Source organism: Micromonospora trifolii, assembly GCF_050516465.1.
GTDB classification, from domain to species: Bacteria; Actinomycetota; Actinomycetes; order Mycobacteriales; family Micromonosporaceae; genus Micromonospora; species Micromonospora trifolii.
On record NZ_CP191526.1, the window covers coordinates 1 to 14,242 of the forward strand.

Genomic DNA, 14,242 nt, shown 5'->3' on the forward strand with positions numbered 1-14,242 from the left:
ATGGACGCGCTCGGCGACGCCATCATCGGGCGGGATCACCCCGCGGGTCTGCTGCGCGCCGAGTTGGATCGCGCGACCACCAGCCACGGCGGTCTCGCCCTGGTCACCGGCGAACCGGGCATCGGCAAGACGACCCTCGTCACGTCCGCGGCCCGAGAGGCCCGGCAACGAGGCGCGCTGGTGCTCGGTGCCGCCTGCTGGGATTCCGACAGCGCCCCCGGCTACTGGCCGTGGGTGCAGGTGCTGCGTGCCCTGCGGCGCTCCGCCGACGACTGGGCGGTGGCGCGGCAGTCCGCCGAGCCGGCCCTCGCGGCCCTGCTCGGCCAGTCCGGCGCCGGCGGCGAGCAGGCCGGTCGCCTCGTCAGTTGGGCGGGCGTCGACCCCGGCCCGGACGCCGCCGACCAGGAGGCGTTCGCGCTGTACGACGCGGTGACCGCCGCGCTGGTCGCCGTCTCCCAGCACCGCCCGGTCGTGGTCGTCCTCGACGACCTGCACTGGGCCGACCCGGCCTCGCTGCGGTTGCTGAGCTTCGCCGCCCAGCACACCTGGTTCGAACGGCTCCTGCTGATCGGCACCTACCGCGACGCCGAGGTCGAGTCGGGCGAGCATCCGCTGCGCCCGCTGCTGATGCCGCTGGTCGCGAAGGCCACCACGATCACTCTCACCGGTTTCACCCGCGACGAGGTGGCCGCACTGATGACCCGGACCGCCGGCCGGGAGCCCGAGGCCAGCCTGGTCGACGAGGTGCACCGGCGCACCGGCGGCAACCCGTTCTTCGTCGAGCAGACCGCGCGGCTGTGGCACGCCGACGACGCGGTCGGCACGATCGCGCCCGGCGTACGGGAGGCGGTGCGCCGCCGCCTGGCCCAGCTGCCCGCCGCCGTGGTGGAGGCGCTGACCGTCGCCGCCGTGCTGGGTCGCGAGTTCCACCGTCAGGTCCTCGCGGCCTGCGCGGCGGCCCCGGCGGCGCAGGTCGATCGGCTGCTCGACCGGGCGGTGACCGCCCGACTGGTGGTCGCCCGGGGCGGTGGCCGCTTCGCCTTCGCCCACGACCTGGTCCGCGAAACCCTCTACGACGGGCTGACCGACGACGACCGGCGGGCCCGCCACGGCGCGGTCGTCCGGGCGGTCGACGACCTACGGGAGCTCACCGACCGGCTGATCCCGGCCGACCTCGCCCGCCACGCCTACCTGGCCGGCCCCGCGCTCGAACGGGCCCGGGTGGCCACGCTGCTGGTCGCCGCCGGGCGGGACGCGTTCGCCCGGCTGGCCGGCGACGAGGCGGCGGTGCACTTCCGCCGAGCCCTCGAGGTCGTCGAAGACCCGGCACAACGTGTGCGGATCCTCGTCGAGTTCGCCGAGTCGCACTATCACCACGCCCGCCGGGAAGAGGTCACGCGACTACTGGCCGAGGCCGCCAGGCTGGCCCGTTCACTCGACGACCCGGTGCTGCTGGCCCGGGTCGCGCTCACCGTGAACCGCTCCCGCCAGGTCGATACCGCCCAGTCGATCGAGGCGGCGGATTTGGTGCGCGAGGCGTACCGCCGGTTGATCGGCGAACCGGACGCCACCGCGACCGTCGGCGCCCTGGTCGCCGACCTGATCACCGCCAGCGAGACGATCGCCCGTCGAGGGCAGGACGACGAGGCGCTCACCTTCAGCCTCTGGGCCCGTCACGACACGACCTGGGGGCTCGGCACCGCCGCGACCCGAGCCGCGCTCACCGCCGAGATCCGGGACGTGGCCCGCCGGACGGGCGACCGGGAGACCGAGCTGTGGGCCACCTCGCTGCGCTGGGTGGCGCTGCTGGAGCAGGGCGACCCTCGCTTCGCCGAGGAGCTGACCACCTTCGTCGACGCCGAACAGCAGGGCGACTTCGCCCGGCACCGGATGGCCGCGGCCGTCGACAGCGGGATCATCGCGGCGTTCCAGGGTGACTTCGCCACGGCCGACGAACGGTTCGCCGTCCTCACCGACCAGACCGACCCAGGCCACATCGAGTTCGGGTTCATGGGCCACCACCTTCGCTGGTCCCGACTGCTGCTCCAGGGCCGGGTCGCCGAGGCCGCCGCTCTGGTGGACGGGCTGGCCCCGATCGACTACCCCTACCGGGAGCTGCTGCGGGCGATCACCGCGGCCGAGCGGGGCGACGGCGATACGGCGATCCGGCTGACCGCCGGCATCGAGGCCGCCGCCATCCGGTACCCGCGCCCGGTGTCACCGCTCTGGCTACGGCTACGCGCGCAGGCCGCCGCCGCGTCCGCCGACCCGCAGCGCTGCGACGCCGCGCGGGCCGCGCTGGTCCCGCACCGTGGAGAGTGGACGGTAGGGCTCTTCGGCTGCGATATCAGTGGCCCCGTCGACCACTGGCTTGCGCTGATCGACGCCGCCCAGGAACGCTGGGACGACGCCATCGCCGGCTTCACCGCCGCTCGGGACTCCGCCGACCGGCTGGGCTCCCGGCCCTGGTCGTTGCTCGCCCGCACCGGCCTCGCGAACGCCCTCGCCGGCCGGGGTCACCCGGGCGACACCGCAACGTCGACAGCGCTGCGCGCCGCCGCCGTCCAGGAGGCGACCGCCCTCGGCATGACGCAGGTGCTCCACCGGCTCGCCGCCCCGACAGCCCCCGACCCCGACCGCCCGGACCAGGCCGTCGGGTCGGGTCAGGCCGTCGGGTCGGGTCAGGTTGTCGGGTCGGGTCAGGTTGTCGGGCTCGGCCAGGCCGTGCCGGCCGCGGCTGCGATCGAGGGGTACGAGTTTCGGCGCGACGGGCCGGTCTGGCAGCTCGCGTACGACGGTGTCGTGGTGCACCTGCCCGACGCCAAGGGCCTGCATGACCTGCACCTGCTGCTCAGCCGCCCGGGCAGCGACGTACCGGCGGTCGAGTTGCTCGACCCGGCAGCCGGGCCGGAGCTGGTCGCCGCCCGCCGGATGGGGGCCGACCCGGTCCTCGACGACGAGGCGAAGGCCCGCTACCGGCGGCACCTGGCCCGCCTCGACGAGGAGATCGACCGGGCCGCCGCCCGCGATGACGACCCGAAGGTGTCCAAGCTGGACGCCGAGCGCGGTGCGTTGCTCGACGAGCTGCGTGCCGCGGCGGGCCTCGCCGGCCGGAGCCGCCGCCTGGGCGACGAGGCCGAGCGGGCCCGCAAGACGGTGACCGCGCGGATCCGCGACACGCTACGCAAGCTCGACGACCGACACCCGGCACTGGCGAGCCACCTGCGCGACGCCGTCTCCACCGGCACCACCTGCCGCTACCTTCCCCCCGGGCCGCTGCCCTGGCGGCTCTGAGCCCACGGCCGGCGCGACGCCTCATCGGCGTTGACCGCGGTCCGGTTCAGTCCTTGATATCAGGGCCGGGTTCCAGGACTCGGGCGAGCCAGTCGGCCTGGGTGCGTCGTGCCGCGTCTGAGACGCGAACATGCGGGAACAGCGCCGAGAATCCGTGGAAGCCACCAGCCCACAGGTGCAACTCGGCCTGGCCGCCGGCGGCCCAGATCCGGGTCGCGTAGGTGACGTCCTCGTCGCGGAACACTTCGGCGGTCCCTGCGTCGATGTAGGTCGTCGGCAGATTGGCCAGGTCGTCGGCCAGGGCGGGTGAGACGTACGCGGAGACGTTGTCGCCGGTGATGTCGCCGAGGACGCTGCGCCATCCGAATTCGTTCATCTCCCGGGTCCACACGCCGTCCAGCCCGCCGTACTGAAGGCTCGAGGTGCTGCTGTTGCGATGGTCGAGCATGGGGCACGACAGCAATTGCGCGGCGATGGCCGGGGTGCCGAGGTCGCGAGCCATGAGAGTGACCCCTGCGGCCAGGCCGCCTCCGGCGCTGGCGCCGGCTACGACGATGCGGGCCGGGTCGATGCCGAGGTCCGCGGCGTTCTCGGCCACCCAGAGCAGGCCGCGGTAGCAGTCGTCGACCAGGGTCGTACCGGTTGCTTCCGGGGCCAGCCGGTAATCCACGGAGATCACAACGGCACCGAACCGGTCAAGCCATTCCAGCGGAACGTCGATGTTCGAGTAGCGGTCACCCCACATCATCCCGCCTCCGTGGATCCAGTAGACGCAGGGCGCCCCAGCGGCACGATCGGTGGGGCTGAGGATGGACAGCGGGATCGGCGTTCCGTCATTGGCGGGAAAAGTGACCTCTCGCCGCTCGACCGCACGGCCTTCCAGGTGACTCTCGATCGACGGTTGTGGGAAGTGACGCAGCTGTTCGATCACCTCAGGGCCGAGGGGCGGCATGGGCGGCAATTCGGTCAGGGGTACGAGCAACTCGGGGTCGATGCCCGGTCGGGGGAGGTTCATCAGGATCCTTTCGCTGATACGGCTCGGGGTGGCGGGGTGCGGTCGCTGGCTCAGAAGGCCGCCTTGCCGCCAACCGGCACCGCGTCGGTGTACGTCGAGTCACCGGCCAGCAGCGGCTGAAGCTTCGCGACCAGGGCCTGCGCCTGCTCCCCGGCGAAGAACACGCTGTGCGCCTCGGCGCTGGTCCAGCCTTCGATGACGTGGACGACGTCACGGTCGGAGGCCGAACGGGCCACGAGGAAGACGACGCAGTCGTCGTGGGGCAGAGACGGCGCGTCGAGCAACAGCTTGATCAGTTCGTCGGCCTTTCCCGGCTGAGCGGTCATGGTGGCCTGGAACCCGTGGTGAACGGTCATCGAAGTGACTCCTAATCGTCGAGCTCTTGCTGCGCTCTCGGAAAACTGACACTTCAATCAGAGCATCGCCACCAGCGGAAACGTTAGAAGGATGCTCCCCCGTCCTTGCCTGATCCTCTCGTTGTGACGAGCATCGGTCATGTGCTTCAATCGGGCCGTGTACCTCGATGAGCTTCGGGCGTTGCTGGCCCGCCACGCCCGCCCGGACATGTGCACCGCCATCGACGGGGTGCTGATTTCGAAGGTCGAGCAGCAGACCGAGCCGAGCACGTCGATGTCGGGCACCGTGCTGGCGCTCATCGCGCAAGGCGCCAAAAAGATGGCGCTGGGCGACCGCGTGTACGAGTACCGGGCCGGTCAGTACCTTGTCGCGTCGGTCGATCTGCCGGTCACCGGCCGATTCACCCAGGCCAGTGCCCACTCACCGGCTCTGGGGTTCGGGCTGGTGCTCCACCCGGCCACGGTCGCGGAGTTGCTGTTGCAGGCGGCGCCGGGCGATCTTCCGCCCCTGGCGGGCGGGACACCGTCCGGGATGGTGGTCAGCGACGCTCCCGACGAACTCGGCGACGCTGTTGTCCGATTGCTTCGGCTGCTGGACCGGCCCCGGGACGTCACGGTGCTCGCGCCCCTGATCAAGAGGGAGATTCTCTGGCTGCTGCTCAGCGGGGAGCAGGGTGCCGCGGTCCGGCAGCTCGGCCTGGCCGACAGCAGCCTCAGTCACATCGCCCGGGCGGTGCGGTGGATCCGCGACCACTACGCGGAGGCGTTCCGGGTGGAGGATCTGGCGCGCCTGTCCGGGATGAGCGTCTCGGCGTTCTATCGGAACTTCCAGGCGGTGACCGCGATGAGCCCGATCCAGTTCCAGAAGCAGATCCGGTTGCAGGAGGCCCGGCTCCTTCTCGCCACCCACCCCAACGACGTCACCGGGGTGGGAATCCGTGTCGGTTACGAGAGCCCGTCGCAGTTCAGCCGTGAATACCGTCGCCAATTCGGTGCGCCGCCCAGCCAGGATGTCGCCCACCTGCGTGGCGTCATCCGAGCCGGCGTACCGGCAGTCGTCTGACCGCTGGCTTCACTCGACTCTTACGACGGGGGCGCCGCCACAGCCGTGGCGGCGCCCCCGTCGACCGAAACCTGGGTCAGCGGCGGTTGTACCTGTACATGGTCAGGGTGCCGAAGACGACCAGGAAGCCGGCGCTCCAGGCCAGCAGCCACATGGTGGCCGACGCGTCCGACTCGCCGCTCATCGCCCCGCGGATCGCGGCCACCAGCTGCGTCACCGGGTTGACCTTCACGAACGCCTGGAGCCAGCCGGGCATGGTGCTCGGATCGACGAAGACGTTGCTCAGGAACGTCAGCGGGAACAGCACCATCATGCTGACCCCCATCACCGACTTCTCGCTGCGCAGGATCAGCCCGAAGAACGTCCACACCCAGGAGAACGCGAACGAGAAGACCACCAGCAGCCCGATCCCGACGACAACCCCGACCACCCCGCCTTCGGGGCGGAACCCGAGCACCAGCCCGAGACCCAGGATCACCACGGCGGCGAGGATGTAGCGCAGCACGTCGCCGAAGATCATGCCGACCAGGGCGGCCGGACGCCAGACGGGCAGCGTCCGGAACCGGTCGAAGATGCCCTTCTCGATGTCGGTGTTGAGGCCGATGCCGGTGTACATGGTGATCATGACGACGCTGGTCACCATGATGCCGGGCAGGAAGAACTGCAGGTATTCGCGCGGGCTGCCGGCGAGGGCACCACCGAACAGGTACGTGAACATCAGCACCATGATGATCGGGAACGCGGTGACGTCGAAGAGCTGCTCCGGCACGTGCTTGATCTTCAGCATGGCCCGCCAGCCGAAGGTGAGCGACGCGCCCAGTGCGCTGGGTCGGGGCGGTCGGGCACCGGGCGCGAGCACGGTCGCCAGTGCCTCGGCGGACGGGACGTAGACGGACGGCGCCCGTTCGGTCGTGGTGGTCGTGGTGTCGCTCATCGGGCTGCCTCCAACTCGTTGTCGCGCTCGTCGGTCGGCACGGCGGGGTGATCGGTCAGGGCCAGGAAGACCTCGTCCAGGCTCGGCTGGCCGAGGGAGAAGTTGTCCACGACGATGCCGGCACGGGCCAGCTCGCCGAGCGCGCGAGAGGCCTGGGCGCTGGCATCGAGGTCGGTGCCGGCCTCGCCGACCCGGGCGGTCAACGCCATCGGATCGGCAGCGAGCTGCACCGGCACGCCGAGCGCCTCCCGAAGCAGCTTCTCCGCCTCGGGCCGCTGGCCGGGATCGCGCAGTCGCAGGTGGACGGTGCCGGAGCCGATCGACGACTTCAACTCACCCGGGGTGCCCTCCGCGATCACCCGGCCGTGGTCGACGACCGCGATCCGCCCGGCGAGCTGGTCGGCCTCGTCGAGGTACTGGGTGGTCAGCAGCACGGTCGTGCCGTGCGACACCACCGCCCGGATGATCTCCCATACCTGGTTGCGGCTGCGCGGGTCGAGGCCGGTCGTCGGCTCGTCGAGGAAGAGCAGATCCGGGGTGTTCAGGATGCTGGCGGCGATGTCGATGCGTCGCCGCATCCCGCCTGAGTACTTCTTCACCTGGCGGTCACTCGCCTCGGTCAGACCGAACGCGGCGAGCAGGGCCGCCGCGCGCTCCCGAGCGGCCGGCTTGCGCAGGCCGAGCAGGCGGGCGAGGAGCACCAGGTTCTCCGTACCGGTCAGGTCCTCGTCGACGGAGGCGTACTGGCCGGTGAGGCTGACCCGGGAACGGACCTTGTCGGCCTCGGTGACCACGTCGTGCCCGAAGACCCGGGCCGAGCCACCGTCGGGTCGCAGCAACGTGGCGAGCACCCGGACCGCTGTGGTCTTGCCCGCGCCGTTCGGGCCGAGCAGGCCGTAGACGGTGCCGGCGGGCACTTGGAGGTCGATGCCGGCCAGCGCCCGGGTGTCACCGAATGAGCGGGTGAGGCCCTCGGCCTCGATGGCCAGACCGGTGGTGCGTCTACTCATGATCCTTACCTTTCGTGTTGGACGTGTTCAGGAGACGTAGGGTCGAGCCGCCCGGCCGTCGCGCAGTGTCAGACCCCACCAGCGCAGCTGGTCGAGCAGGACGCCGACGTCGCGTTGCAGCTCGTCGGTGCACTGGGCGGTTGGCTCGCCGGCGAGCAGGTCGATCCCCACGACGTCGCGCACCGTCATCGCGTGCAGTGCGGTGAAGACGGTACGTAGTTGGTCGACCGCGTGCAGGCCGGTGGACCGGCAGCCGTACGACACGAAGCCGACCGCTTTGGCCTGCCACTCGTCGTACGCGTAGTCGATGGCTTGTTTCAAGGGTGCCGGGAAGCTGTGGTTGTACTCGGGGGTGACCACGACGAACGCGTCCGCCCGGCCCACCTCGCGGACGAACGCCCGGATGGACGCGGTCGGCTCGGCGGGGTAGGTGGCCGGGAAGTCGTACTCGGTCAGGTCAACGACCGTCACCGCCAGGTCGTCGTGCCGCTCGGCCTGCTCGACGAACCAGTGGGCGAGCCGGTCGCCGACCCGCCCCTCCCGGGTGCTGCCGACGATCACGGCGATCCGCAACTGTGTCATGGCCACCCCCCTTCCACAGTGAAGGCGCGAGGTGACGACACGCGCCCGCTAGATCCGATCTAGCGGGCGCGGTTAGGGGTGAAATGTCGGTGGAATCGGCTTGACTGGGGTCGACGAATGGGGGAGCGGAATGGCACAGGTACGCATCGAGCCGTGGCACGAGGACGACCTCGACCTGCTGCGGCAGCTCAACTCACCGGACACCCGCAAACACACCGGCGGCCCGGAGACCGACGAGCAGGTGCTCGCGAGGCACGACCGGTACGTGCACTTCTCGGGTACCGAGCAGGGCTGCATGTTCACGCTGGTGCTGCCGGACGGGGCTCGGGCGGGCAGCGTCGGCTACTGGGCCCGCGAGTGGTGCGACCAGCCGGTGTACGAGCTGGGCTGGGCGGTGCTGCCCGCGTACCGGGGGCAGGGGCTGGCCACGGCGGCGGTGCGCGCGGTGGTGGACGTCGCTCGCGCCCGACGGGACCGGCACTACGCCCACGCCTATCCCTCGGTCGACAATCCCGCGTCGAACGCGGTGTGCCGCAAGGCCGGCTTCACGCTGCTCGGCGAGACCGGCTTCGAATACCCGCCGGGGCAGATGATGCGGGCCAACGACTGGCAGCTCGACCTGACCGCCCCACCGACCGGAAGCTGAGGTTGGCGGGGCGGCCGGTGACAGGTCACCAGGTGGTGTCGAGGCGGTGCCGTTGCTCGGCGGTCAGCTCCAGGTCGACAGCTGCCAGGCTCTCCTCCAGTTGCGCCACGGACGAGGCGCCCACCAGCGGGATGGACGGCAGCTCGCCGCCCAGCAACCAGGCGAGCACCACCTGGTTGACCGTCGCGCCGCTCTGCCCCGCCACCTCCCGCAGCGCGGCCAGCCGCCGGGGCGCGCTCGGCAGGTCGTACGCCGAGCTGAGCGGCTTGTCCGCCCGGGTGAACGCCCCCTTGAGCAGCGGCGAGTACGCCACCAGGGTCAGCTCGGGCTCGGCACGCAGATAGCTGAGCAGGTCACCGCTGACGCCGCCCGGCTCGCCGTCCGGGTCCAGTTCGCTGACCAGGTCGGTGCGGTTCGGTAGGTAACTGCGGTGGTACTGGAGCACCTCGTACCCCGGCAGGCCGGCGGCGGCGGCCAACGCCCGGGCCCGCTCCACCCGCCAGGCCCGGTGGTTGCTGGCGCCCAGCAGACCCACAGTGCCCTCCGCGACCAGCTCGGCGAAGCCCTCCACGGTCTCCTCGATCGCCACGGTCCGGTCCTCGATGTGCGCGTAGAGCAGGTCCAGCCGCTCCACCCCGAGTCGTTCCCGGCTGCGCTCCGCGGACTCGCGGATCACCTTGGCGGAGAGGCCCTCGGCGTTGTCCAGGTAGCTGGTCCCCGGGGCCAGCGGTCGGGCGCCCAGCTTGGTGGCGATGACGATCTCGGCGCCTACGCCCCGGCTACGCCGCCACCGGCCGAGCAGTTCCTCACTCTGCCCGCCCTGCCCGCCGTCCACCCAGAACGCGTAGTTGTCCGACGTGTCGATGAACGTGCCGCCGGCCTCGACGTACCGGTCGAGGATCGCGTACGAGGTGGCCTCGTCGGTGGCGCTGCCGAAGAGCATCGCGCCGAGGCTGAGCACGCTGACCTCGCGCCGGGCCGCCGGGTCAGCGCCGATCGTGCGGTACCGCATGGGGATCTCCTCTCGTGCGCCCTACCGGTGGGCGCACGAGTCACACTGCCGGCTGGAGCGCACTCCAGGTCAAGCGCTCAGTCACCAGGGCAGCACGCCGTACCCACCACCGGCGTCCATCTGGAAGCCCCAGAGCAGCCCGTTGGGCCCGTCGGCCGGCAGGGTCGCCAGGTGCACGCTCACCTCGGCGCCCTGCTCGGCGGTGCGGAAGCCGCTGTTGCTGTTGAGGTCGGTGGCGCAGTAGCCCGGGTTCGCCGCGTTCACTCTGATCGGGGTGTCCCGCAGCTCCTTGGCGTACATCGCGGTGAGCATGTTCAGCGCCGCCTTCGACGACGGGTACGGCACGGAGGTCAGCTCGAACAGCGCGCCGTTCGGGTCGGTCATCACCGCGATCGAGCCGACCTCGCTCGACACGTTGACGATCCGGGCGGCCGGTGCCCGGCGCAGCAGCGGCAGCAGAGCGTTGGTCACCGCCACCACCCCGAAGACGTTCGTCTCGTACAGCCGGCGAAGCGTCGCCACTGTCGTCTCGCTGGGCAGCCCTCGCGCGCCGTCGGCGAGAATGATGCCGGCGTTGTTGACCAGCACGTCCAGCCGGCCGTACTCCGCCTCCACCCGCTTCGCGGCGGCCGTCACCGACTCGGCGTCGGTGATGTCGAGTGGAACGAACACCGCGTCCGCGCCGCCGTCGCGCAGCTCCCGCTCCGCGGCCCGACCTCGCTCGGCGTCCCGCGCGCCCACCAGCACTGTCATCCCGAGGGCGCCGAGCTGCCGGGCGGTGGCGAAGCCGATCCCCTTGTTGGCCCCGGTGATCAGGGCGATCATGTTCGTCATGCCGTCGAGCCTCGCCGGGCTGGCCGCGCCCGGGGAGAGACGGGCTGAGGCTGGGACCGGCGGTACCACCTTCGCCGGCCCGCATCGAGGCATGCTGGGGGCATGACGAACAGCGGCCTGCGGCGTGACGAACTGGCGGCGTTCCTGCGTACCCGCCGCGCCCGCCTGAGTCCCGCCGAGGTCGGGCTCCCCGAGGGCGAACGCCGACGAACCCCCGGGCTGCGCCGACAGGAGGTCGCCCAGCTCGCCGGGATGTCGATCGACTACTACATCCGGCTGGAGCAGGGCCGCGGGCCCCACCCGTCGCGGCAGGTGCTTGCCGCGATGGCCCGGGCGCTGCTGCTCAGTCGGGACGAGCGCGAGTATCTGTTCCGCATCGCCGGGGAGAATCCGCTGCCGGCCGGCGGGCCGAGCCGGGAGGTGACCCCCGGGCTGCGGCACCTGATCGACGCGATGACTGAGACTCCGGCGTACCTCGTCGACGCCGCGTACCAGGTGTTGGCCTGGAACCGGCTGGCCACGTACTTCATGGGCGACCTCACGGCCGTGCCGGACGCGGACCGCAACATGATCCGCTGGACCTTCCGGCGTCCGGTGACCGACAGCCACTGGACCGACGCCGAGACCATCTGCTTCGTCCGCAGCACCGTGGCGGACCTGCGGGCCGCCTACGGCCGTTACCCGGCCGACCCGGCGATCCGCGAGCTGGTCACCGAGCTGCTCGGCACCTCGCCCCGGTTCGCGCGGCTCTGGGCGGAGCACGATGTGGAGGAGCGCCGCCCCATCGTCAAGCGGGTGCCGCACCCAGAGCTGGGATCGTTGGAGTTCGAGTGCCGGGTGCTGCACGTCCCGGAGACCGACCAGCGGATGATCGTCTACGTCCCCGAGCCCGGCTCGCCCACTCAGGCGGTGTTCCGCCGGCTCGCCGAGCGCGTCGCGCCCTGACCTGGCCGGCAGCCGACCAGCCCGTCCCCGTGGTCGGACCGCCGGTAGAGCACGCTGTGCCGCTCCCTGGTGCGCACCACCAGGCCGGAGCGCAGCAGCACCCCCAGGTGGTAGGAGACGGTGGCCGGGGCCAGCCGGTGCCGCTCGCTGAGCTGCCCGGTGGACCGGGGCACGTCCAGGTCCGCCAGGATCGCCGCTCGGCTCGCACCGACCAGGTCACCGAGCCGACCCGCCCGGTGCTGGTCCGCCGGCCCGGCGCCGACCGGGTAGACCAGCACGGCGTTGCCCTCGTCGCAGAGCTGGGTGGACACCTGGGGCCAGGCCAGCGCCGACGGCGCGAGCACCAGCTCCGCGCCGGTCAGCGCAGTGGTGATCCGGTACGAGCTGTCAATGGTCAGCGACCTGCCGGTCCAGCCGACCTTCGGGTGCAGGCCGTTCAGCATGCTGCCCACCCCTGCGGTGGCCATCGCGGTGGCCCGTACGGCCAGCTCGGCCTCCAGCGTGGCCCGTACCGCCGGCCACTGCTCGGCGAGCGCGGCCCGCCAGAAGTGCCGCAGCCCGTCGGTGACCCGCCGGGCGAGGGTGCCGTCCTCGACCGCCGCGCGGACCCGCACCGGCATCGGGCCCGTCGGAAACCGCTCGTTCACCTGCGCCGTCACCTCGTCGGCGGGCGTCGCCGCCGTGGCCGCCAACTGCTGGTCGAAGGCCGTGTCGAGCGGGCCCAGCGGCGGCTTCGGCGTGAGCAGGTCCGGCGTGTAGCCGAGCCGTCCGGGCGGGGTCACCAGCTCCGCGACCAGGGCCACGTCGGGGTGCCGCAGCGCGGCGCGGGCGGCCGGACCGGGATCGCCGTGCACCGGATGCCCGAACCGCGAGAGCGCGGCCCGCAGCCAGGACGTCACCTCCCAGGCCGGCGAGATCGCCAACCGGAGCCGGGCGAGGCTCGAACCGTCCAGATGCGCGACCATCACAGCGCGGATCGTACAAGCGGTGGCATCGATGTGCCGTCCGCATTCGAGCTGGTTCGAATCACTGGCCGACTGCGTGGCGGGCCGGGTTTGCTGCGACGGCACAACCACTCGTCCGAAGGAGAACCCGATGCGTCCACCCGCCTCCGCCCGTCCCGCCGGCCGGCTCGGCCGCACGATCGCCCTGCTCGGGATCACCGCCGGCCTGCTCGCAGCCGCTCCGGCCGCAGTGTCGGCCGCCACCCCCGGGCCGGGCGACACCACAACCGGGGACGCGGCGGCCCGCGGCTGCGAGCGCGCCTTCGACCGCGCCGTCCGGGCGTATGTCGAGACCACTGCCCGGCGTGACCTGGACGGTTTCGCAGCGCTGCTGCACCCCGAGGTCACCTCCGTCTTCGCCTCCGACGGGGAGGTGCTCGACGGCAAACGGGCCACCGTGGACTGGCTGCGCGGGTTCTTCGCCGACGATTCGTGGACCCAGTCCTTCAGCGTGGCGAAGCAGACCGTGGTGGGCTGCCGGACCGGGTTCGTGCTGTTCGACTCCGTCTACGCGGTGCCGGCCACCGGCACCAGGGTGCCGCTGCTGATCGGGGTCAGCTACACCTACCAGCACGGCCGGTGGCTGGTGTTGCAGAACCAGGACTCCGTGGGCCGAATCTGACCAGGGGGGGTCGCCACCCGGGGGAGGGGCGGGCGCCACCGCGGCGCCCGCCCCTCGGCGGCTCAGGTCAGTTGGGCAGGTAGGCGAAGGTGTCCGGGTTCGGGCCCTGCCGGCCGGCCTCACCCTTGTTCAGCCCGGTGATCCGCTCCATCGCCGCGTCGTCCAACTCGAAGTCGAAGATCCGGGTGTTCTCCTCGATCCGCTTCGGGGTGGTCGACTTCGGGAAGATGATGTCGCCGCGCTGCACGTGCCAGCGGAGCACCACCTGCGCCGGGGTCCGGTCGAGCTGCCCGGCGATGTCGACCACCGTCGGGTCGTCGAGCACCTTGCCCTGCGCGATCGGGGACCAAGCCTCGGTGAGGATGTTGTGCTCACGGCCGTAGGCGCGGACCTCGTCGTTGCCGAAGTACGGGTGCGCCTCGATCTGGTTGACCACCGGCACGACGCTCGCCTCGGCGGCCAGCCGCTCCAGGTGCGACACCTGGAAGTTCGACACGCCGATCGAGCGGGCCCGGCCGTCGCGCTGGAACTCCTCCAGCACCTTCCAGGTCGAGACGTAGTCGCCGTCGTACAGGGTCGGCAGCGGCCAGTGGATCAGGAACAGGTCGATGTAGTCCATCTTCAGCGCCGCCAGCGTCGAGTCGAACGCCCTGCGGGCGTCGTCGGGGCGGTGGAAGCCGTTGTTCAGCTTGCTGGTCACGTAGACCGAACTCCGGTCGAGGCCGGACACGCGTACCGCCTCGCCGACCTCGGCCTCGTTGCCGTACATCTCAGCGGTGTCGATGTGGCGGTAGCCCACCTCGAAGGCGGTGGTCACCGCCGCGACGGTGTCCTTCGGCTCGATCTGGAACACCCCGAAGCCGAGCTGCGGAATGGTGTTGCCGTCGTTCAGGCTGATGTCGGGAATCGTGATTGCCACTGCGGC

14 protein-coding genes are annotated in these 14,242 nt (G+C 71.5%); 5 read left to right on the top strand and 9 right to left on the bottom strand.

The window, feature by feature from the left end:
* Positions 1-3,294: an ATP-binding protein gene (locus ACQRWP_RS00005; protein ID WP_430500160.1), complete on the top strand. Its 3,294-nt coding sequence runs from the start codon at positions 1-3 to the stop codon at positions 3,292-3,294.
* Positions 3,295-3,340: 46 nt separating this feature from the next.
* On the opposite strand, the gene ACQRWP_RS00010 is transcribed toward ACQRWP_RS00005, so the two are convergent.
* Positions 3,341-4,309: an alpha/beta hydrolase gene (locus ACQRWP_RS00010; RefSeq protein ID WP_430500161.1), complete on the bottom strand. Its 969-nt coding sequence runs from the start codon at positions 4,307-4,309 to the stop codon at positions 3,341-3,343.
* A 50-nt stretch (positions 4,310-4,359) separates the two neighbouring features.
* Entirely contained in the window at positions 4,360-4,665 is a 306-nt protein-coding gene (locus ACQRWP_RS00015; RefSeq protein ID WP_430500163.1) for a putative quinol monooxygenase, read from the bottom strand.
* Between the two features lie 157 nt (positions 4,666-4,822).
* Here ACQRWP_RS00015 and ACQRWP_RS00020 point away from each other — a divergent pair, with 157 nt between their 5' ends.
* Positions 4,823-5,728, top strand: coding sequence for an AraC family transcriptional regulator (locus ACQRWP_RS00020; protein WP_430500164.1), 906 nt, complete (start codon positions 4,823-4,825; stop codon positions 5,726-5,728).
* A 76-nt stretch (positions 5,729-5,804) separates the two neighbouring features.
* Here ACQRWP_RS00020 and ACQRWP_RS00025 read toward each other — a convergent pair whose 3' ends face one another.
* The 3 genes from ACQRWP_RS00025 to ACQRWP_RS00035 are packed head-to-tail and all read right to left on the bottom strand — an operon-like array spanning position 5,805 to position 8,254.
* Positions 5,805-6,662: an ABC transporter permease gene (locus ACQRWP_RS00025; RefSeq protein ID WP_430500165.1), complete on the bottom strand. Its 858-nt coding sequence runs from the start codon at positions 6,660-6,662 to the stop codon at positions 5,805-5,807.
* Positions 6,659-7,672, bottom strand: coding sequence for an ATP-binding cassette domain-containing protein (locus tag ACQRWP_RS00030; protein WP_430500167.1), 1,014 nt, complete (start codon positions 7,670-7,672; stop codon positions 6,659-6,661). The genes ACQRWP_RS00025 and ACQRWP_RS00030 overlap by 4 nt, the downstream gene beginning before the upstream one ends.
* Positions 7,673-7,699: 27 nt before the next feature.
* Positions 7,700-8,254, bottom strand: coding sequence for an NADPH-dependent FMN reductase (locus tag ACQRWP_RS00035; protein ID WP_430500168.1), 555 nt, complete (start codon positions 8,252-8,254; stop codon positions 7,700-7,702).
* A 130-nt stretch (positions 8,255-8,384) separates the two neighbouring features.
* Between ACQRWP_RS00035 and ACQRWP_RS00040 the strand changes: the two genes are divergently transcribed.
* A complete protein-coding gene (locus tag ACQRWP_RS00040; protein WP_430500170.1) occupies positions 8,385-8,900 on the top strand; it encodes a GNAT family N-acetyltransferase in 516 nt (171 codons plus the stop codon).
* A 25-nt stretch (positions 8,901-8,925) separates the two neighbouring features.
* On the opposite strand, the gene ACQRWP_RS00045 is transcribed toward ACQRWP_RS00040, so the two are convergent.
* On the bottom strand, positions 8,926-9,912 hold the full coding sequence (locus tag ACQRWP_RS00045) for an aldo/keto reductase (protein ID WP_430500171.1): 987 nt from the start codon (positions 9,910-9,912) through the stop codon (positions 8,926-8,928).
* Positions 9,913-9,993: 81 nt separating this feature from the next.
* On the bottom strand, positions 9,994-10,746 hold the full coding sequence (locus ACQRWP_RS00050) for an SDR family oxidoreductase (protein ID WP_430500173.1): 753 nt from the start codon (positions 10,744-10,746) through the stop codon (positions 9,994-9,996).
* 102 nt (positions 10,747-10,848) lie between these two features.
* Between ACQRWP_RS00050 and ACQRWP_RS00055 the strand changes: the two genes are divergently transcribed.
* Positions 10,849-11,691, top strand: a complete 843-nt coding sequence (locus tag ACQRWP_RS00055; RefSeq protein WP_430500174.1) for a helix-turn-helix transcriptional regulator — start codon at positions 10,849-10,851, stop codon at positions 11,689-11,691.
* Here the strand turns inward: ACQRWP_RS00055 and ACQRWP_RS00060 are convergent.
* Positions 11,649-12,656 carry a winged helix-turn-helix domain-containing protein gene (locus ACQRWP_RS00060; protein WP_430503371.1) on the bottom strand — a complete coding sequence of 336 codons (1,008 nt, stop codon included), beginning with the start codon at positions 12,654-12,656 and terminating at the stop codon, positions 11,649-11,651. The two genes, ACQRWP_RS00055 and ACQRWP_RS00060, sit on opposite strands and share 43 nt — an antisense overlap.
* A gap of 130 nt (positions 12,657-12,786) precedes the next feature.
* Here ACQRWP_RS00060 and ACQRWP_RS00065 point away from each other — a divergent pair, with 130 nt between their 5' ends.
* Positions 12,787-13,317, top strand: coding sequence for a nuclear transport factor 2 family protein (locus ACQRWP_RS00065; RefSeq protein WP_430500176.1), 531 nt, complete (start codon positions 12,787-12,789; stop codon positions 13,315-13,317).
* 67 nt (positions 13,318-13,384) lie between these two features.
* Here ACQRWP_RS00065 and ACQRWP_RS00070 read toward each other — a convergent pair whose 3' ends face one another.
* Positions 13,385-14,236 carry an aldo/keto reductase gene (locus ACQRWP_RS00070; RefSeq protein WP_430500177.1) on the bottom strand — a complete coding sequence of 284 codons (852 nt, stop codon included), beginning with the start codon at positions 14,234-14,236 and terminating at the stop codon, positions 13,385-13,387.
* Positions 14,237-14,242: the final 6 nt, after the last annotated feature.